Source organism: Streptosporangium sp. G11 (genome assembly GCF_051192615.1).
Taxonomy (GTDB): Bacteria; Actinomycetota; Actinomycetes; order Streptosporangiales; family Streptosporangiaceae; genus Streptosporangium.
In genome coordinates, this window is sequence record NZ_JBPJUQ010000038.1 from 44,510 (window position 1) to 63,642 (window position 19,133).

12 protein-coding genes are annotated in these 19,133 nt (G+C 68.1%); 6 read left to right on the forward strand and 6 right to left on the reverse strand.

Annotation, left to right across the window (positions count from 1 at the left end):
* Positions 1–106: 106 nt before the first annotated feature.
* On the reverse strand, positions 107–2,044 hold the full coding sequence (locus ACSDR0_RS29480) for a B12-binding domain-containing radical SAM protein (RefSeq protein WP_435292163.1): 1,938 nt from the start codon (positions 2,042–2,044) through the stop codon (positions 107–109).
* Positions 2,045–2,218: 174 nt separating this feature from the next.
* On the opposite strand from ACSDR0_RS29480, the gene ACSDR0_RS29485 reads away from it, so the two are divergent.
* Entirely contained in the window at positions 2,219–2,986 is a 768-nt protein-coding gene (locus tag ACSDR0_RS29485) for a HalD/BesD family halogenase (RefSeq protein WP_435292164.1), read from the forward strand.
* A gap of 200 nt (positions 2,987–3,186) precedes the next feature.
* On the opposite strand, the gene ACSDR0_RS29490 is transcribed toward ACSDR0_RS29485, so the two are convergent.
* The gene (locus tag ACSDR0_RS29490) at positions 3,187–7,626 is read right to left on the reverse strand and encodes a ThuA domain-containing protein (RefSeq protein ID WP_435292165.1); all 4,440 of its coding nucleotides are present in this window, start codon (positions 7,624–7,626) and stop codon (positions 3,187–3,189) included.
* Between the two features lie 462 nt (positions 7,627–8,088).
* Here ACSDR0_RS29490 and ACSDR0_RS29495 point away from each other — a divergent pair, with 462 nt between their 5' ends.
* Positions 8,089–8,742 (forward strand): hypothetical protein, encoded by a 654-nt coding sequence (locus tag ACSDR0_RS29495; protein WP_435292166.1) that lies wholly within the window; start codon positions 8,089–8,091, stop codon positions 8,740–8,742.
* Between the two features lie 11 nt (positions 8,743–8,753).
* On the opposite strand, the gene ACSDR0_RS29500 is transcribed toward ACSDR0_RS29495, so the two are convergent.
* On the reverse strand, positions 8,754–8,942 hold the full coding sequence (locus tag ACSDR0_RS29500; RefSeq protein WP_350977490.1) for a DUF6203 family protein: 189 nt from the start codon (positions 8,940–8,942) through the stop codon (positions 8,754–8,756).
* Between the two features lie 245 nt (positions 8,943–9,187).
* Between ACSDR0_RS29500 and ACSDR0_RS29505 the strand changes: the two genes are divergently transcribed.
* Together ACSDR0_RS29505 and ACSDR0_RS29510 are read left to right on the forward strand one after the other, a co-directional pair.
* Positions 9,188–9,415 (forward strand): hypothetical protein, encoded by a 228-nt coding sequence (locus ACSDR0_RS29505; protein WP_435292167.1) that lies wholly within the window; start codon positions 9,188–9,190, stop codon positions 9,413–9,415.
* Positions 9,409–10,773, forward strand: a complete 1,365-nt coding sequence (locus ACSDR0_RS29510; RefSeq protein ID WP_435292168.1) for a sensor histidine kinase — start codon at positions 9,409–9,411, stop codon at positions 10,771–10,773. The genes ACSDR0_RS29505 and ACSDR0_RS29510 overlap by 7 nt, the downstream gene beginning before the upstream one ends.
* 53 nt (positions 10,774–10,826) lie before the next feature.
* Here ACSDR0_RS29510 and ACSDR0_RS29515 read toward each other — a convergent pair whose 3' ends face one another.
* The gene (locus ACSDR0_RS29515) at positions 10,827–11,618 is read right to left on the reverse strand and encodes a TetR/AcrR family transcriptional regulator (RefSeq protein ID WP_435292169.1); all 792 of its coding nucleotides are present in this window, start codon (positions 11,616–11,618) and stop codon (positions 10,827–10,829) included.
* Between the two features lie 94 nt (positions 11,619–11,712).
* Between ACSDR0_RS29515 and ACSDR0_RS29520 the strand changes: the two genes are divergently transcribed.
* On the forward strand, positions 11,713–14,085 hold the full coding sequence (locus ACSDR0_RS29520; protein ID WP_435292198.1) for an ATP-binding cassette domain-containing protein: 2,373 nt from the start codon (positions 11,713–11,715) through the stop codon (positions 14,083–14,085).
* A gap of 15 nt (positions 14,086–14,100) precedes the next feature.
* Here ACSDR0_RS29520 and galE read toward each other — a convergent pair whose 3' ends face one another.
* On the reverse strand, positions 14,101–15,084 hold the full coding sequence (galE, locus tag ACSDR0_RS29525) for a UDP-glucose 4-epimerase GalE (RefSeq protein WP_435292170.1): 984 nt from the start codon (positions 15,082–15,084) through the stop codon (positions 14,101–14,103).
* 82 nt (positions 15,085–15,166) lie between these two features.
* Entirely contained in the window at positions 15,167–16,636 is a 1,470-nt protein-coding gene (locus ACSDR0_RS29530) for an FAD-dependent oxidoreductase (protein WP_435292171.1), read from the reverse strand.
* A 580-nt stretch (positions 16,637–17,216) separates the two neighbouring features.
* Between ACSDR0_RS29530 and ACSDR0_RS29535 the strand changes: the two genes are divergently transcribed.
* Positions 17,217–19,079, forward strand: coding sequence for a carbamoyltransferase family protein (locus ACSDR0_RS29535; protein ID WP_435292172.1), 1,863 nt, complete (start codon positions 17,217–17,219; stop codon positions 19,077–19,079).
* Positions 19,080–19,133 lie beyond the last annotated feature (54 nt).

Genomic DNA, 19,133 nt, shown 5'->3' on the forward strand with positions numbered 1-19,133 from the left:
GCCCTCGTCATGCGCGGCCTCAGGGGGCCCCGGCGCGCCCCCGCGGGCGGCCCGGCGGGCGGCCCGGCGGGCGACTCGGCGCCGGCCGGGCGGTGCGGCGGGCGGCTCAGCGCCGGCCGGGCAGTGCGGCGGCCTCGGACTCCGGCCGCCAGGTGGGGAGATACTCCCGCAGCCGCAGCACCATGCCCTGGCAGTAGGAGGCGTTGTGCTCCAGGCTGCGCTCCGGCATGAACGGCAGCTTGCGCCCGCGCGGGTGGTCGAGCTCCAGGCGGGTGAGGTGCTCCTGGCCGGCCTCCAGGCCGGTCACGTCGAGGTCGATGAGGAGGGCGGCCAGGTCGGCGGGCATGTCCACGACCGAGGTCGTCTTCCCGCGCGCCCCGGCGCGCGACTCGACGCCCAGCTCGGTGAAGTCGTAGCGGGGCGGCTTCGGCTTGGCCAGGTAGATGTAGGGCCGGGCCAGCAGGTCGAGCTCGAACGCGGCCCGCGCCCCGGGGTCCTCCCACCAGGACTGGCCGCGGGCGAAGTCGACGAGCAGCCCGTCGAACTCCTCGCGGTGCGAATGCAGGACGAGGTGCGCGACCATCCCGAAATTATGGAAGTCGTAGTTCCAGAGTTTCTTCACCGAATCGCGGAAGAAAGTCGCGACCTCGGTGTCCGTACGGCTCTCGAAATACGTCGCCGCATCGGTGAAGAAGTCCTCGAACCTCCGGGTCCCCGTCCTCTCCAGGTAATTGGCGAGGTAATACAGGCCGCGCAGGTTGTAGAGCGAGTGGACCGCGTAGTAGAACCACGTGCCGCGCTCGCACTCCTCGCGGTTGACCCAGTTGGTGCCGACCACGACATCGGCCTCGGTGACATCACTGGGAACGCGTTCGACCTGCACCCCGAGAAGATCCCGCTTCGCGTAGATCGAGGTGTTGTGAAGGAGGAGCTGCGGATAGACGATCAGCGTGTCGGCGCGCAGCCGGCACAATTCCGCGACCCCTTCCTTGTACGAGTCCAGGGTTTCTCCGGGAAGCGGCCAGATCAGCTCGATGTAGGAACTGATGCGCTTTTCCCTGAGCGTCCTCTGGAGCTCGGTGTAGGTCGCGGGCTTGATGTTCGAGCGGTCGACCAGTTCCAGGGTCCTGGAGCTCATCGACTGCAGGGAGATGGGCTGGCTGGTCAGCAGGCCGCCCTGCACGAGGATCTCGGTGATCTCGGCCATGCGGTCGGGCTTGTTCTTGGCCGCGGCCATCGAGACCATCACCGGGTAGCCGTTCTCCTCGCTGCACTCCACCAGGTGGCGGGTCAGCTCCACGTCGCGCGGGGCCATGCCCCAGTTGGCGTCGGCGATGAAGATCGACACGAAGTTGTTCTTGCTGATCCAGGTGATGTCGTCGCGGACCCGCTGGTCCTCGAACTTGTGCACCTTGTCGTTGGTCGCCGCACCCCAGAAGCAGAAACCGCAGCTGAACGGGCATCCGCGGTTGGTCTCCAGGATGGCGGTGGTGTACTTGCCCTCCTCGAAGACGCCGGAGGTGAAGGGCGAGGGGACCTCCATGAGGTCGCGCACCCGCTCGGCGGCCTCGGTGGTGACGAGCTCCCCCGACCGCCAGAAGCTGATCCCGTGGACCTCCGCGAAGTCGGGGGCGTCGCTGAGGACCTGGCGCAGATACTGCACCATCGTCTTCTCGCCCTCGCCGTTGCAGACGACGACGTTCTCTCTCTCGGGGGCGACGTACTCGTGGGCGTGCAGCATGACCTGCGGGCCGCCGAGGATGAACTGGGCCCGCGGGAGCCGCTCGTGCAGCGCGTCCAGCACGGCGCGCGCGAACCCGATGTTCCAGATGTAACAGCTGATGGCGTACACGTCGCTGCGTTTGCCGAGGAGTTCGTCGATCACTTCCTCCCGGTCGGCGGATACGGGGGCGGAGAAGATCTCGAACTCACATCGCGGTCCCACCTCCGGGTCGTGCTGCGCGTAAGCCTGCATGTAACCGGAGGCAAGGGGCAGGATGGCCTCGAATGCAGACAGCTCGACGAATGTGACTTTGGTGTTCATGACGCTCGTCCCTGCGTAGTCTGAGTAATTGCTGAAGCCGATCGGATGGAATCCGCTCATGCTTTCACAGGGGGACGGGACGAACAACGCGCGCCATTTGCGGTCACCACTCGCGTGTTACGGTTCTGGAAACCCCGATAACCACGGACTCGATAACCACGGAGGAGAAACCGCATGCCTACTCCCAACTACGAGACCGGCCTCGGGACGCTCTCACTCGACGATCGGATCGCGGAGCATCTCGAAAAGACCTTTCAGGACCCCTGGGAAATCCGCAAACTGTCCCATGATTTCCGCAGGAACGGCTACGTCAAACTGCGGGACGTGGTCTCCGGCGAGGTCAAGAATCTCGTCTCGGACGAGGTGAACCGGTTGCTCGACCTGCATGCGCGCCGCATCGACATCAACCTCAAGGAGACCAGCAACTCCCCGAGGAAGATGAGCACGGTCAGCCAGCAGTCCATCGCCCAGGACAGCTCCCTGATCCCGGAACTCTACGACTCCTCCGCCCTGAAGGGCTTCCTCGGTCGGCTGGCCAACGAGCCGGTCGTCAACTGCCCCTGGGACGAGGAGAAGTACGTCATCATCCGCCAGGAGAAGCAGGGCGACACCCACGGCTGGCACTGGGGCGACTTCAGCTTCACCCTCATCTGGATCATGGAGGCGCCGAGCAGCGAGTACGGCGGCATGCTCCAGTGCGTCCCCCACACCAACTGGGTGAAGGACGACCCCCGCGTCCACGACCACCTCATCAAGCAGCAGATCAGCACCTACGCCCACGAGACCGGCGACATCTACTTCCTGCGCTCCGACACGACGCTGCACCGCACGGTCCCGCTCTCCGAGGACCGTACCCGCATCATCCTCAACACCTGCTGGGGCAGCGAGTCCGACGCCAAGAAGGAGCAGTCGCACGAGACCATGGAGGCGATGTTCAGCTGAGCCCCCGCCCCCGGCGGTTCCGGGACACCTGGGAGATCCGGAGCGGGCCGGGGAGCAGCCGGCGAACAGCCGGGAACACGGAAACGACGAGACGGCCCGGTCGGGTGACCGGGCCGTCTCGTCGTCCCGGCACCCCGCGTTCCAGGGGTGCCAAAAAGAGGTGGGGCCGTCCGCCGTACCCGGCGAACGGACCGGGCGTTCTACGGCGTGCGGACCAGGGTGAAGTCGTCCACGTCGAAGTCCGCGCCGGTGAACACCAGGTAGAGCCTGGCGCTGCCGGAGGGGACGCCGGTGAGCGCGGTGGAGACGTCGGCGTACGTCTCCCAGCCGGCGGTCGCCGGCACGGTGACGCTGCCGAGCAGCGGGCCGGTGGGCGAGCCGGTACGGATCTGGAAGCCGCCGCTCGGGGTGGGCGAGGCGACCCTGGCCCGCAAACCGGTGACGCCGGTCAGGTTCACCCCGTCGTAGGCGGCCCAGTCGCCGGGGTTGACGTAGCCGAGCACGGTGCCGCCGTGCGCGGGGGTGTGCGGGTAGGTCTGCACGCCGCTCGCCTCCGACCAGCTCTCCGCCTGGAGGGTGGTGTCGCCGCCGGTCGTGCCGAGCTCCTTGATCCTGATGTTGCGGAAGGACACGTCGTCACCGGCGCCGTGGTTCTGAATGCCCACGTACCCCTGCTGGAGCGAGCGGGCGGGGTCGGCGTTGGTGAAGTCGTTGATCTTCACGCCGTTGAGGAAGATCTGCAGTCTCTCTCCCTCGACCAGCAGCTCGTAGGTGTTCCACTGCCCCGGCGGGTTGAGCGCGGCGTCCCTGGCCGCCACGTCGGCGGACTTGAAACCGTAGACGGAGCCGGTGGTCCTGTCGGCGGTGTCGGTGGCGTCGATCTGGATCTCGTAGCCGTTGCCGACCGCCGAGTTGGGGTCGGTGGAGGCGGGGAAGCCGATGAAGACGCCGGAGTTGTCGTCCCCGGCCATCCTCCAGTCCAGCTTCAGCGAGTAGGAGCGGTACTCCTTGGCCTTGTACCAGAACAGGCCCATGCCGCCCTGCGAGGTCAGCGTGGCGTCGGCGTTGGCGAAGCTCCCCGGCCCCGCCTGCTCCCAGCCGGTGACGGAGCCGTCGTAGATCGGCGTGTAGCCGTTCTCCGCGCGGCAGTCGGCCTTGGCCTTGCCCGTGGCGTAGTTGATGCCGCCCAGCAGATGCTGGCGGAACGCGGGCTCGGCGAAGGCGGCGGCGGTGTGCCCGCCACCGGTGTAGAAGGACCGTCCCCCGTCATAGGCCTTGCACCAGGCGATGGGGTGGTCCGCGCCCATGCCGCCGCCCGAGTACGAGGACTCGTCCAGGGTGGCCAGCACGCGGGCTCCGGTGCGGGCGTTGGTGCGGAAGTCGTACCACTCGTCGGTACGGCTCCAGGTGGGGCCGAGGTGGGCGGTGGACGGGTGGGCCCGGTCCTGCACCCTGACGGTGGCCTGCTGGACCGCCGGGTGGGAGGCGAACCAGGCGCCGACCAGGTTGCCGTACCACGGCCAGTCGTACTCGGTGTCGGACGCCGCGTGGATGCCGACGTAGCCGCCGCCCGCCCTGATGTAGGACTCGAAGGCGGTCTGCTGGGCGGCGTCGAGCACGTCGCCGGTGGTGCTGAGGAAGACGACGGCCTTGTACTTGGCCAGGTTGGCCGTGGTGAAGGCCGCCGGGTCCTCGGTGGCGGCGACGGTGAAGCCCAGGTCCCTGATGGCCTGGACGCCCGCGGGGATCGAGTCGTGCCTGAAGCCCGCCGTGCGGGAGAAGACGAGGACGTCCCCGGCGCCCGTCCCGGGGTCGGGGTTCGTCCCGCCGGGCAGCGTCCAGTTCTGCGCGGCGCCGCCGTCGCAGGTCCTGATGACGAGCTGCGCGGCGTCGGCGCCGTCGAGGCACTTGCCGAGCGCCCTGAGGGTGGAGCCGTTCACCGTCCAGCTCTGCGCGCCGGTGCCGTTGCAGGTGTAGATCTGCACCCTGGTGCCGTCGGTGGCGACGCCGCCCGCGATGTCCATGCACTTGCCGAGCGCCCTGAGGGTGGAGCCCTCCCTGGCCCAGTGCTGCGCGGCGGTGCCGTTGCAGTCGTACAGCTGCACCTTGGTGCCGTCGGTGCTCAGGCCGCCCGCGACGTCGACGCACCTGCCGCCGACATTGGTGATCTTCCCGCCGTTCCCCCCACCGGTGAAGGTGAAGTCGTCCACGTCGAACAGCGCGCCCGCGCCGCCGGTGAAGACCAGGGTGAGGTCGGTCGTGCCGGCCGGTGCTCCGGCCAGCGGCGCCGAGACGTCCACGAAGGTCTCCCAGCCGCCGGTCGGCGCCACGGTCACCGTGCCGAGCAGGGTGCCGGTCGCCGAGCCCGCGCGGACCTGGATGGAGCCGCCCACCCCGGCCGAGGAGACCCGTGCGTCGATCTTCGTGATCGCGGCCAGCTCGTAGCCCTTGAAGGAGATCCAGTCGCCGTTGTGGACATCGCCCACCGTCTTGCCGCCGTGCGCGGCCGTCTTGGTGATGGGCGAGACGCCGGACATGGTCGCGTAGTGCTCGGCCTGGCGCTTCCTGGGCTGCAGGATGTGCTGGGTGTGGGTGGTCAGGCCGCCCTGGTCGGTGTACTCGGCGTCGAAGACCGCGAAGATGTTGGCCGCGTCGTCGTGCTCGCCGTCGACCGGGATGGCCAGGTCGCCCGAGCAGCCGTTCTTGGAGGTGATCTGGTGGCCGTGGGTGTCGTGGCCCAGCACGTAGGTCATCTTGACCTTCGCGCAGTCGACGGCGCCGTCCTCGGGGTCGGTCACCTTGATGGTGAACGGCACGGTGTCGCCCCACTGGAACAGCTGGCCCTGGCGCGGCCTCTCGATGGTCACCGTGGGCGCGGTGTTGCCGACCGTGATGGGCACGCTCGCGGTGCCGGTGGCACCGAGGGTGTCGCGCACGGTGAGCGTGGCGGTGTGGTCGCCGTTGGTCGTGTACGTCTTGACGGGGTTGGCGGCGGTGGAGGTGGTGCCGTCGCCGAAGGTCCAGGCGTAGGTGATGGCCTGCCCGTCGGGGTCGGCGGAACCGGCCGAGGAGAAGGTGACGGTGAGCGGGCTCTTGCCCGAGGTCTTGTCGGCCTTGGCCACCGCGACGGGCGCGCGGTTCACGCCCTTGATGTACTCGACGCGGTAGAGCGCGGAGTTGGCGTCGCCGCCGAAGTACCCGGAGCCGTAGTCGAGCACGTAGAGCGCGCCGTCGGGGCCGAAGGCGAGGTCCATGACCTGGGTGCCGGTCCACGGGAAGCCCGCGATGGCGCCGCGTGAGCCGTCGGCGCCCACCTCGATCGCCTTGATCCACCTGCGGCCGAACTCACCGGCGAAAAAGTGGCCGTTGAGCTCCTGGGGGAACTTGACGGTGGAGTTCAGCGCGGCGTCGTAGCGGTAGACGGGACCGCCCATGGGCGACTCGGAGCCGCCGCCGAACTCCGGCGGGGAGCCGGCGTCGCCGCCGTACCTGATCCAGGCGGCCTTGGCGGGCGGCAGCTTCGCCAGGCCGGTGTTGCGGAAGGAGTTGTTGGTCGCGCCGCCCGCGGCGCAGTCGTACTTCGCCCCGGCGGGGCCGGAGGGGAAGGTGTACTCGCCGTAGGTCTCGGCCAGGGTGTTGGTGCCGGTGCAGTAGGGCCAGCCGTAGTTGCCCGGCCCGGTCACCCGGTTGAACTCGACCTGGCCGCTGGGCCCGCGTGCGGCGTCGGTGCTGCCCGAGTCGGGGCCGTAGTCGCCGACGTAGACGACGCCGGTGGCCTTGTCGACGCTGAGCCGGAACGGGTTACGGAAGCCCATCGCGTAGATCTCGGGCCTGGTGCCCGCCGTGCCGGGCGCGAAGAGGTTGCCCGAGGGGACGGTGTAGGCGCCGGTGGCCGGGTTCACCTTGACGCGCAGGATCTTGCCGCGCAGGTCGTTGGTGTTGCCGGAGGTGCGCTGGGCGTCGTAGACGGGGTTGCGGTTGGCGCGCTCGTCGATGGGCGAGTAACCGGCCGAGTCGAAGGGGTTGGTGTCGTCGCCGGTGGACAGGTACAGGTTGCCCTGGGCATCGAAGTCCATGTCGCCGCCGACGTGGCAGCACATGCCACGGTCGGCCGCCACCTCCAGCACCGTCCTCTCGCTCGCGGTGTCGAGCGTCCAGTCGGCCTTGACGGTGAAGCGCGACAGCCGGTTGACGCCCTGCCACGCCGTCCAGTCGGTGCCGGTGGCGGGGGCGTCACCGGCGGGGGTGTTCAGCTTCGGCGCGTAGTACAGGTAGATCGTCCTGTTCGTGGCGAACCCCGGGTCGGCGGCGACGCCCTGCAGGCCCTCCTCGTCGTGGGTGTAGACGGGCAGCGTGCCGACGACGGTCGTCGCACCGGTCGCGCTGGTACGGCGCAGGTTGCCGTCGCGCGCGGTGTGCAGCACCGACCGGTCGGGCAGCACGGCCATGGTCATGGGCTCGCCCATCTCGGCGGCGCCCTTGGCCAGTTCCACGCGCTGGTAGTCGGCCGGGTCGATCGCGGCGACCGCCTGCGCGGGCACGGGCGCGGTGAGCACGGACGCTCCGGTGAAGGCCAGGAGCATGGCGCACAGCTGCGCGATCCTCCGGCGAGGGTGGGTCGATCTCCGCCTGGGGGGCATGGCGGGGGTCCCTTCGGTTGGTGATGCACGTCCCGGCTCGGAACGGGACGTATGTCCTACATGTTTCGGGACGCTAGATCGGACTTATGCCGACTGTCAATGAAAGTCCGGCGATCAAATACATAACTAGCGGGACAAAAACCCCTTATATATCTCATTCAGCATAAAAACTGACTTGCGAGGTCGAATGGGGTGGCCGATCAGGCCTCGCGAGGAGCGGAGATCGTCGCCGACCCGCGCGGGCATCGCAGGAGGACGGCGGAGTTGTGTGCGCGAGTCGCGGTGGAGATCGCGGGCCTCGGAAGTGACGTGCCCCGCGACGCGTCGGCGGCGGCGGCGACCCCGACCGGCGAGCCCGTCTGGCGGTACTGCGAGCATGTGCGGAATATCTCTGGTCACAGAGACTTTTCACAGAGGCTTTTCATAATGGCCCGGTACGACCGTGCGACACCGGGGAGTCACATGATCTCGGACGAGACACCGCTGCTGCCGGACGTGGTCCGGGCCTACCCGTTCTCCTGGGGCTCGGGCTTCGTCTGGCCACCGGAAACAGAGGAGCGCGAGGAGAGTCTGGCCTACGCGCGGGCCGTGCTCGAAGCGTGCCTGCCCCGGGCCGTGCTCGCCTCGCCCGAGCCCCCGCAGGAGCCGACCGTCTGGGATCACGAGGGCGACGAGTATCCCGAGTGGACCGGGATCCGGGCCGTTCTGCGCGGGCACATGCCCTACGCCCGGCACGCCACCGCCGGGCGCATGGCCGGCGCCAAGGCCGAGTGCGCTCGCCAGGGCATCGACACCACGGGCTTCGAGGAGATCTGGACCCGGCGCATCGTCGCCTGGATCGCCGAGCAGACCCTGAGCTGGTGCGGCCTCATGGTCGATGACGAAAAGGGGCTCACGCCCTGGCTCATGGACCTCGCGGAGTCGTACGTGCGGCGGAGGATGGCCGCCGAGAAGGCCGTGTGGGCGCTCCGCCACACCGAGGCCGTGCCCGAGAGCCGTGCGGCTCTGATGCGACTGGCCACGTACGAGGGACTGCCGGACGAGATCCGCGCGCAGATCACGGACGGACTCCGCTCACGCCCCGGCCGCCGGTCCTCGCCGCCCCCTCGCCCGTGAAAGCAGGGGTTTCAGCGCCGGCCGGAGCGGGGCGGGCGTCCACTCCCCCGCGTCACGTATCCCCGCCCGCCTCGCCCGGCCTGCTCCTGCTCACGCTGCCTGCGCCGCCGTCCCAGGAACCAGCCCACCCCCAGGATCGCCAGCCCGAACGGCGTGCGGGCCAGCCAGCGCGCCACCACGACCTTGAAGAACTTTTTCATGAGAGACCCCTGCCCGGCAGCGGTTCGATTAGGCATTCCGGCGCCGCGGGGGAACCTGTCGCCGGCTACGGGACGCCTTGAGGTCTCGGACCGAGCCGGGCGGATGTATACGAGGCGCTGACTCCGACGAGCATCGCGACCTCCTCGCGCCGCGGCCCCGAGGTACGGGATCCGCATTCCCGGGGCCGGTTGACTGGTAGTTGCACAACCAGTCAAATCAGACAAATCGGGCGTATGCTTCCTCAATGGCTAGTCAAAGGCTGCTTGGCGAGCCCCTTCGCGCCCGGCGCGCGGTCGCCACCCCCGCCCAGGCCGGGCTCCGCCGGACACCGGGTCTGCGGCGGGAGGAGGTCGCGATGCCGGCCGCGGTCAGCACCGATTACTACATACGTCTGAAACAGGGACACGAACGCCACCCGTCCAATCAGGACGCCGGAAACGAGCGCCCGGCCCCCGGGGGAGCGTCGTGCTGAGCCGGCCCCTGCCGTCGTTCCGGGCTCGCCGGACAGCGGCGACCGCCGCCGTCGCGGCATGTGTGTGCGTCGGCGTCGGCCTGCTCTTCCTGCTGTTCATCGGCGGCAGGGAGGCGGAGGTCGCCCAGAACCGCGTCACGGACGCCTGGAACCGGGTGGTGCCCCTCATCCGGCAGGGTCCGCTCCCGCCCGTCCTGCACGAAGGCGACGTCGAGGCGATCCAGGTGCTGGACGCCCAGGGCCGGGTGGCCGCGTCGACCATGGAACTCGTCGGCAAGCCGCCGATCGCCACCTTCCAGGCCACCGACCAGAACGTGCGCACCACCCGGGTGCTGTGCCCGCCGCGCGGGATGGAAGGCTGCCTGGCCGTCACCTCCTACAAGGTCTACCAGCCACAGGGGGTCTGGTTACTCTACGTGGCGACCCCGGAGGTGCCCTGGTACGGCGCGACCGCGGACCTCCTGCTGGTCGTCGGCGCGTCCCTGGCCGTGACCACCATGATGACCGCGTGGTCCTTCCGCGACCTCACCAAGGCCATGGCCCCGGTGAACGCCATCCGGGCCGAACTCGGCGAGATCACCCCCGCCGCCCTCGACCGGCGGGTCCAGGTCCCCATGACCTACCAGGAGATCAGGCTCCTGGCGGAAACCGTGAACGACACCCTGGACCGTCTCGAAAACGCCTGTACCCGGCTGCGGCGCTTCACCGCGGACGCCTCCCACGAGCTGCGCACCCCCATCACCGCCATGCGCACCCACCTGGAGGAGGCGCTGCTGTACCCGCAGGACACCGACTGGCCCAAGATGACCCACGCCGTGCTCGCCGGGGTGGACCTGCTCCAGGTGACCGCGGTCGACCTGGTGACCCTGGCCCATCTGGACGCACGCACATCCCTGCGCCGCGCTCCGACCGACCTGCGCCGGCTGGTCAACGCCGAACTGAACCGCCGGACGCACCACAACAAGATCATCGGTGACCTGGCGGGGAGCGCCTACGTCGAGTGCGACCGGCTGCGGATCACCCGGCTGCTGTGCAATCTGCTCGACAACGCCGAACGCCACGCCGCCTCGCGGATCACCGTGAGCGTCCGGGCCGAAGGGAGGTCAGTGATCATGGAAGTCGCCGACGACGGCGCCGGGATCCCCGCCGAACACCGGGAGATGGTCTTCGACCGCTTCACCCGCCTGGACTCCGCGCGCAACCGGGACGCGGGAGGGACCGGGCTGGGACTGGCGATCGCGAGGGAGATCGCCGAAGCCCACGAAGGCACACTGACCGTCGAGGACAGCGAGCAGGGCGCGCGCTTCGTCCTGCGCCTTCCCGCCCACGACGCCTGTCCGTCCGTCCGAACGGGATGAACCGCCCCCGGACCCCGGACGCTCTCCCGGCCCGGTTTCCGGACCGGGAGCCTTCAGGTGCCGGCCCTGCCCACGGTCGTCTCGATCCCGTCCAGGAGGATGGCGAGCCCGGCGGCGAAGGTGTCCCTTCCCTCCTGTTCCATGTAGGAGACGGTCTCGTCCTGGGACTCGTAGGCGCCCTCACCCGCGAGCCAGGCCGTCGTCGGGAACCGCTCGGCGAAGTCGGGCGCGACCTCCTCCAGCAGGACCGAGCGGGCGTACCACCACTCCTCGTCGGACACCCCGGTCTCCGCCGGGGCCTGCCGTGACTCCGCGACCGTCTGCGCCGCCCCGCGCACGAAGTAGAACAGCGTCCCGACGACGTACCGCAGCGCCCCGGCCTTCAGCCCGGTCTCGCGGAGGATCCGCAGCGCCTCCTCGATCATGACGTACTCGTTGGGGCCCAGCACGGGTCGCGCCTGCGACACCTGCAGCACCCACGGGTGCCGTACGTAGAACTCCCACGTCTCCTGCGCCCAGGAGCTCACCGCCGCCCGCCAGCCGTCGGCCAGGTCGTGGCGGGTGGACAGCTCGGCGAGGGCCCGGTCGTACATGAGGTCGACCAGCTCGCTCTTGCTGGGAACGTAGGTGTAGAGGGCCATGGCCGTGCGCCCGAGCCGCTCGCCCACCGCGCGCATGGAGAGCGCGGCCATCCCCTCCGTGTCGGCGACGGCGATGGCCGCGTCCACGATCAGGTCCACGCTCAGGGCGGGCTTGGGCCCGGGTCGCGCGCCTTCCGACCTCGTGGTACGCCACAGCAGCGCCATCGAGCGGCGCGCGTCGCCCTGTCCGGCGAAGACGACCACTTGCAACTCCTTACGGCATAAACTAACTTGGCCGGGCCAACTCTTTACACCCTAAGGATATCAAGTGAGAAGGTTCGTGTTCCCGTCCGCCCCACTGGCGACCGATCGCGGCACACGGCACGGCCGGGCCGCCGCGGACAGCCACGACGTGATCGAGGTCCGCGGCGCCAGGGAGAACAACCTGGCCGACATCTCGCTCGACATTCCCAAGCGGCGGCTCACCGTCTTCACCGGCGTCTCCGGGTCGGGGAAGTCCTCCCTCGTCTTCGGCACCATCGCCGCGGAGTCACAGCGCCTGATCAACGAGACCTACACGGCCTTCATCCAGTCGTTCATGCCGAGCCAAGGACGTCCCGACGTGGACGCCCTGCGCAACCTGAGCGCGGCGATCGTCGTCGACCAGGAGCGGATGGGCGCCAACTCCCGCTCCACGGTCGGCACGGCGACCGACGCGCAGACGATGCTGCGGATCGTCTTCAGCCGGATCGGCACCCCCCACGTCGGCACCTCGAGCGCCTTCAGCTTCAACAGCGCCGAGGGCATGTGCCCGGAGTGCGAGGGGCTCGGCCGGGTGTCGGACGTCGACGTCTCCCAGCTCGTCGACGTCGACCGCTCGCTCAACGAGGGGGCGATCACCGTCCCCAACTTCACCGTGGACTCGTGGTACTGGCAGGGCCTGGCCCACGCCGGGTTCTTCGACCCCGACGTCAAGCTGAGGGACTACACCCCGGCCCAGTGGGAGGACTTCCTGCACAAACCCGCCACCAAAATCAAAATCGGCACGATGAACACCACCTACGAGGGGCTCCTGGTCAAGGTACGGCGTCTCTTTCTCGCCAAGGACCGCGAGTCGATGCAGCCCCACATCCGGGCGTTCGTGGACCGGGCCGTGACGTTCACGAGCTGCCGCGCGTGCGGCGGCAGCAGGCTCAACCCCGCCGCGCTGGCCTCGAAGATCGACGGCCGCAACATCGCCGACTGCGCGGCCATGCAGATCAGTGACCTGGCCGGGTTCGTCCGGGGCATCGAGGACGCGTCGGTGGGGCCGCTGGTCGCCACCCTGCGCGACACGCTGGAGTCGCTGGTCGAGATCGGCCTGGGCTACCTGAGTCTGGACCGCGAGTCGTCCACGTTGTCCGGGGGCGAGGCGCAGCGGGTGAAGATGGTCCGCCACCTCGGCTCCAGCCTGACCGACGTCACCTACGTCTTCGACGAGCCCACGGTGGGGCTGCACCCGCACGACATCGAGCGGATGAACAACCTGCTGCTGCTCCTGCGCGACAAGGGCAACACGGTCCTGGTCGTCGAGCACAAGCCGGAGACGATCGAGATCGCCGACCACGTGGTCGACCTGGGCCCGGGGGCGGGCTCGTCCGGCGGGCGGGTGTGCTTCACCGGTGACGTGGCCGGGCTCCGGCGCTCGGACTCCCTGACGGGCCGCCACCTGGGCCACCGGGCCCGGCTGCGCGAGCGGGTACGGCAGCCTCGCGGGCAGCTGTCGATCACGGGCGCCACCCTGCACAACCTCAAGGACGTGAGCGTCGACATCCCGCTGGGCGTGCTGACCGTGGTCACCGGCGTCGCCGGGTCCGGCAAGAGCTCGCTGATCCACGGCTCGCTCCCCCGCAGGGAGGGCGTCGCCGTGGTCGACCAGACCGCGATCCGCGGGTCCCGCCGCAGCAACCCGGCCACCTACACCGGGCTGCTCGACCCGATCCGCACCGCCTTCGCCAAGGCCAACGGGGTCAGGGCGGCCCTGTTCAGCGCCAACTCCGAGGGTGCCTGCCCCAACTGCAAGGGCATCGGCCTGGTCTACACCGACCTCGCCATGATGGCCGGGGTGGCGTCGGTGTGCGAGCAGTGCGAGGGCAGGCGGTTCACGCCCGAGGTGCTCACCCACAAGCTGCGCGGCAAGGACATCAGCGAGGTGCTGGGCATGTCGGTGACCGAGGCCCGCGACTTCTTCGGTTCCGGCGCGGGTTCGGGAGCGAGCTTCGGCGCGGCGCGGGCCGTCCTCGACCGGCTCTCCGACGTGGGCCTGGGCTACCTCGGCCTGGGCCAGCCGCTCACCACCCTGTCCGGGGGCGAGCGGCAGCGGCTCAAGCTGGCCATCCGGATGGCGGAGAAGGCCACGACGTACGTGCTGGACGAGCCGACCACCGGCCTGCACCTGGCCGACGTGGACCAGTTGCTCGCCCTGCTCGACCGCCTGGTCGACGACGGCAACACGGTCGTCGTCATCGAGCACCACCAGGCCGTGATGGCCCATGCCGACTGGATCGTCGACCTCGGCCCGGGAGCCGGGCACGACGGCGGCCGGATCGTCTTCACCGGCACCCCCGCCGACCTCGTCTCCCGGGGGGACTCCCTCACCGCCCGGCACCTGCGCGCCTACCTCGGAAAGGACACCGCTCGGCAGGAGCTCACCCCGAGCGGCGTCTCGGCACCGATCCTGGTGTCGCCTTAGTGCTCGGTGTGAACGCTAGGGGGTGCGCGCGGACAGGTGGCCCGTGAACGTCCAGGCGTCCGAGACCATCTCCAGGAGCGAGGCGCGTCGCGGGTGCCATCCCAGCTCCTCGGCGGCTCTGGCGTTGGACGCGACGAGCACGGCCGGGTCACCGCCGCGCCGCTCGCCGTGGACGACGGGTACCGATCTGCCGGTGACCTGTTCGACCGCCTCGATCACGTCCAGAACGGAGTATCCCCGGCCGCCGCCCAGGTTGACGACCTGGTGCACCCCCGGCGTGGCCTTCCCCATCGCCAGGAGGTGGGCTTCGGCGAGGTCCGCGACATGGACGTAATCACGGACACAGGTGCCGTCAGGAGTGGCGTAGTCACTTCCGTGTACGGACAATACTTTTCGCCGGCCCTGTGCGGCCTGCAGCGCCAGGGGGATGAGGTGAGACTCCGGATCGTGGCGCTCCCCGAACCGCTTGTACGCGCCCGCGACGTTGAAATACCGCAGGGAGACGGCCGCCAGGCCGTGCGCCTCGCACTCGCTCCTGATCATGTGATCCACCGCCAGCTTGGAGGCGCCGTAGGCGTTGATGGGCTCGACGTGACAATCCTCCACTATGGGAATTCGCGTGGCCTCCCCATAGACGGCGCACGTCGAGGAGAAGATCAAACGTCGGACACCCGTGGCGCGCATCGCCTCGAGAAGGGCGAAAGTGCCGATCACATTGTTCCGCCAGTATTTCTCGGGAACCCTGGACGATTCCCCGACCTCGGCACTGGCGGCGAAATGCAGAACGGTTTCGTAGGAGGGGTCGAGCACCTTGCCGCTGTCGGCCAGGGACGCCCTGACGAATGTCGCCCCTTCGGGAACGGCGGCACTGAAACCGGTGGAAAGGTCGTCGAGCACGGTGACCTGATACCCCCGCTCCAGGAGAATCGCGCTCGTGACCGACCCTACATACCCGGCGCCGCCCGTGACGAGCACCCTCTTCCCGCTGCCGCTCGACATGCCGGAGCCTCCCGTTCACACGCATTCGGTCATCTTTTTCTGGACGTGCCGTTCGCGGCCGACGTCATCAGCCGGAAAGGGTTTAGTCTGACTTCAGGACGAGCCCCGTCTCCGTTATCAGCGACGACTCCTGATACTCGTAGTCGCTGTTGATACTCCACAGATCGTTCTTGTCAAATCCTTCGATGATGTTCTCGGCGGCCAGCAGACCCATGAGAATACTGTGATCCTGATTGTTGTACTTGAACGCCCCGTACCTTCCGATCACCTGCAGGCCGCTGTATCGGCACAAAAATTCCACGACCTTCTGCAGATCCTCCCGATATCCCCTCCGGTAGACCGGATAGCATTTCGGGATCCGGACGACCTTCGCGTCGACGATCTGCTCCGGGCCCACCAGCCCCGTCATGACGATCTCTTTTCTGGCCAGCTCCGTCTGCGCCGCCTCCTCCCAGTTCCAGAAATCGTCGTCGTCGAAGCACCAGTACTCCAGTGCGAGAATGGTCTCCTTTCTTCCGCGCGTCAGCGTGGGGGTCCAGTTCCGGAAGTTCGTGACGCGGCCCATGCGCAATTCGTCACTGTGCACGTAGATCCAGTTGTCGGGAAACACGTCATCCGCGTTCACGAGCAGGTAGACGATCACGGTGTTGCGGAATCTCAGTGACCTCACAGCCGCCGCCACGTCCTCCGGCACGCCGCTCAGCCTGTTCATGAGTGTCGTGATCGGCATCGAGGTCACCACGTGGTCGTATGCCAGATCCCGCTCCGCCAGCCGAAGGCCCGTCACGACATCGCCCGACACGGTCACCGAGTGCACCGGCGAGTTGAGGTGCACCCTGCCACCCTCGGCTTCGATGCGAGACCTCATCAGCCGGTACACCTGACCGGTTCCCTCGTTCGGATAGGCGAACTGGTCGACAAGCGTTCTGTGCTGCCGCCGGGAACCGCCCAGCGCCCCTTTCGCGACTTCCCAGAGGGACAGCCCTCTTATGCGCTGAGCCGCGAACTCGGAATCAAGGTCGGCTGCGGCGATGCCCCACAACTTCTCCGTGTACGTCTTGAAGAAATGGCGATACAGCCGTCTCCCGAAACGGGATATGACCCATGACTCGAATGTCTCGCCACCGCCACCGCCACCGCCACCGCCACCGCCACCGCCGTCGCCGTCGCGGCCCGGCAGCCGGTGCCACAGGTAACTGCCCAGGCAGAGCGCCCCCTCTGTGACGCCGAGATTCCTCAGGGCGTCATCGGCCTTGATGGGGTAGCGAAAGAACTTGTTCCGGAAGAGGATGCGGGTCAATCTGTCGACCATGACGTAGTCGCCGTCGACGACCTCGAGCCACAGGGCGTTCACGCGTGGATCCGTGCTGAAGAAACGGTGCGGGCCGATGTCCACGACCTGACCCCACAGCTCTATGGATCGGGCCATCCCCCCCATGTGCGCCGAGGCTTCATAGAGATCGACATCCACCCCGTTCTTCGCCAGCACGTACGCGGCGGTCGCACCCGCCGGTCCCGCGCCGATGACGGCGACCTTCTTCGTGTCACTCATCGAAGTGCTCCCGAGTGGTCTGCGTCTTCCGTCCCGCCCGATGATCCGCCCGGCGAGCCGGCCGTGACCGAAAGAGCGGTCGCGGACGTCGCGCCAATACGCCGTGCGGGCACGGCGAAAGCCGGCTCCGGTTCTCTCGCGGATGTCGCGACGGTTCGCGGCACGGCCGGGCCGGCCCCGCAAGGTGATCGTCCGTCGGACGGCAGGGAAAAGAGGACAACAGCGGCCCCCGGGCAGGCGGGCAAGCCGTCGCGAGTATTCCCTGAACGATCAAATGGAGATCATTACGCCCCTTTGTCTCCGGCCACCCGAAGATTAAACCAGGACAATCGATATCGTCTTGAAGACGACCGAAACCATCTTATTCGGTCCCGTAAATTCAATCCAGGGCACCGCATTCTCGCGAACCGGATATCCCCACGTCCTGCCGCACAAAACCCATTCCCGCAGAAGATCGGCGATGCGGATCGCGGCTTGACATCCGACTCCACACCGAGTTATGACTGATCTTGGTGAGTCCTCCAGTCACACGGAACACCTCATTCGGCCCCCCGACCGCTCACGCGAATGCACGCCTGCCGTGGACTCGTTAATTCGCCACACGTATGCGCATGTCCACAATGCGGAAGTCGCGCGGAGAGCGTTTGACATCGGCCGGCGTCGACGATGCCTGAATTCTCATTTTGTCCTCTGTTCGGGTGCCGGCGAAAGCCGGAAACTCGCCGAAGGGAGTAGCGTGAAAGTACTGGGCCTGAACGGGTGGCCGGGGCGTGGCCACGACGGCGCGGCGTGCGTCGTGTCCGACGGCCGGATCGCCGCGTTCGCCGAGGAAGAGCGTTTCGTGCGCAGGAAACACGCCTATGGCCTCGCCCCGCTTCACGCGGCGGCGTTCGTTCTGGCCAGGGAGAAGATCACGCTCGACGACATCGACGTCGTGACGTTCGGCTGGGACGTTCCGGCGCTGTACCGGGACCGCGATGTCCGCTGGACCTCCAGCCCGGCCGAGGCACTGGAGAGCCTGCTCCCCTCGACCCTCTTTCCCCGGCGGCGCGATCCGGAACTCGTTTTCGTCCCTCACCATCTGTCGCACGCGGCCAGCGCATACCACGCCAGTGGTGACACGGATGCCGCATTACTGGTCATCGACGGCCAGGGAGAGAACGAGAGCACAAGCCTCGGATTCGCCCGGTCCGGAAAGATAACGCTCCTGGAGACGCTCCCGATCTCGTGGTCTCTTGGATATTTCTATGACGCGGTCGGACAATATATCGGACTTGGGCGCGATCAGGCCGGCAAGCTGATGGGATTGGCCGCGTACGGCACTGTCCGCGAAGACGTTCTCGACACTTTTCGGCTCGACGATTTCGGTTACCGTGTTGAACACATCGATCCCGGCCTGCGCTCCGCCGAGAACATAGACGAAAGCAAAGAATCAACCGAGGCATGGCTGTCCTATCTGGAGTCCGCCTGGCCTCAGCCCCCCAACAGGCTGCGGCGCGTCTACGACCCCGACACCGCCCGATTCCTTTCTCTCACCGAACGCGACCCGTTCGACTACCGGGACCTGGCGGCCACGGCACAGTTCCTGCTGGAGCAGGCGGTGTCGAAACTGGTGGATCGCCTGTTCGACATCACGGATTCGCGGACACTGCACATCGCGGGGGGCGTGGGCTTCAACGCCACGCTCAACGGGGTCCTGCTCAGGCGGCACGACCTCGACCGCCTGTTCGTCCAGCCGCTGGCCGGAGACGCGGGGGTGGCCCTGGGGGCCGCGCTCCACATCGCGGCCGAGCATGGTGACGTGATCCGTCCCATGACCACTTCGCTGGGGTGGGGTCCGGAGTTCTCCGCGCAGACGATCCGCCGGCTTCTCGACGACTCGGGCATCCGGTACACCGAACCGCCGGACGTGACCGGCGCGGCCGCCGAGTTCATCGCGAACGACGAGGTGATCGGCTGGTTCCAGGGACCCGGCGAGGTGGGTCCGCGTGCTCTCGGGCACCGCAGCATTCTCGCCGGCCCGGCCGGCGTCGCGACGCGCGACCGGATCAACCTGAGGATCAAACAGCGGGAATGGTGGCGTCCGCTGGCTCCGAGCATCAGCCTCGAACACCACACCGAGATCATCGATACGCCCGCGGCCCTGCCGTACATGATCGTGACCACTCCGCTCCGCCCCGAGAAGACGGAACTGCTCCTGGCCGTGAACCACGTGGACGGCACCACCCGGGCGCAGACGGTCGACAGCGCGGACGAACCGCTCTATCACCGGCTGCTGCTGGACGTGGAGAAGAAGACCGGCCTCGCGGCGGTGCTCAACACGTCGTTCAACGGGCCACGGGAGCCCATCGTGTGGACACCGGCCGACGCGATGAGAACGTTCACCAGGCTCGGCCTCGACGCCCTGGTCCTGGGCCCTTTCGTCATACGGAAACGACCATGACAAAGGAGAATTCGCTCGCCTTCCGTCGGCGAGGGCGAAAGGCCCTGCCGGTCC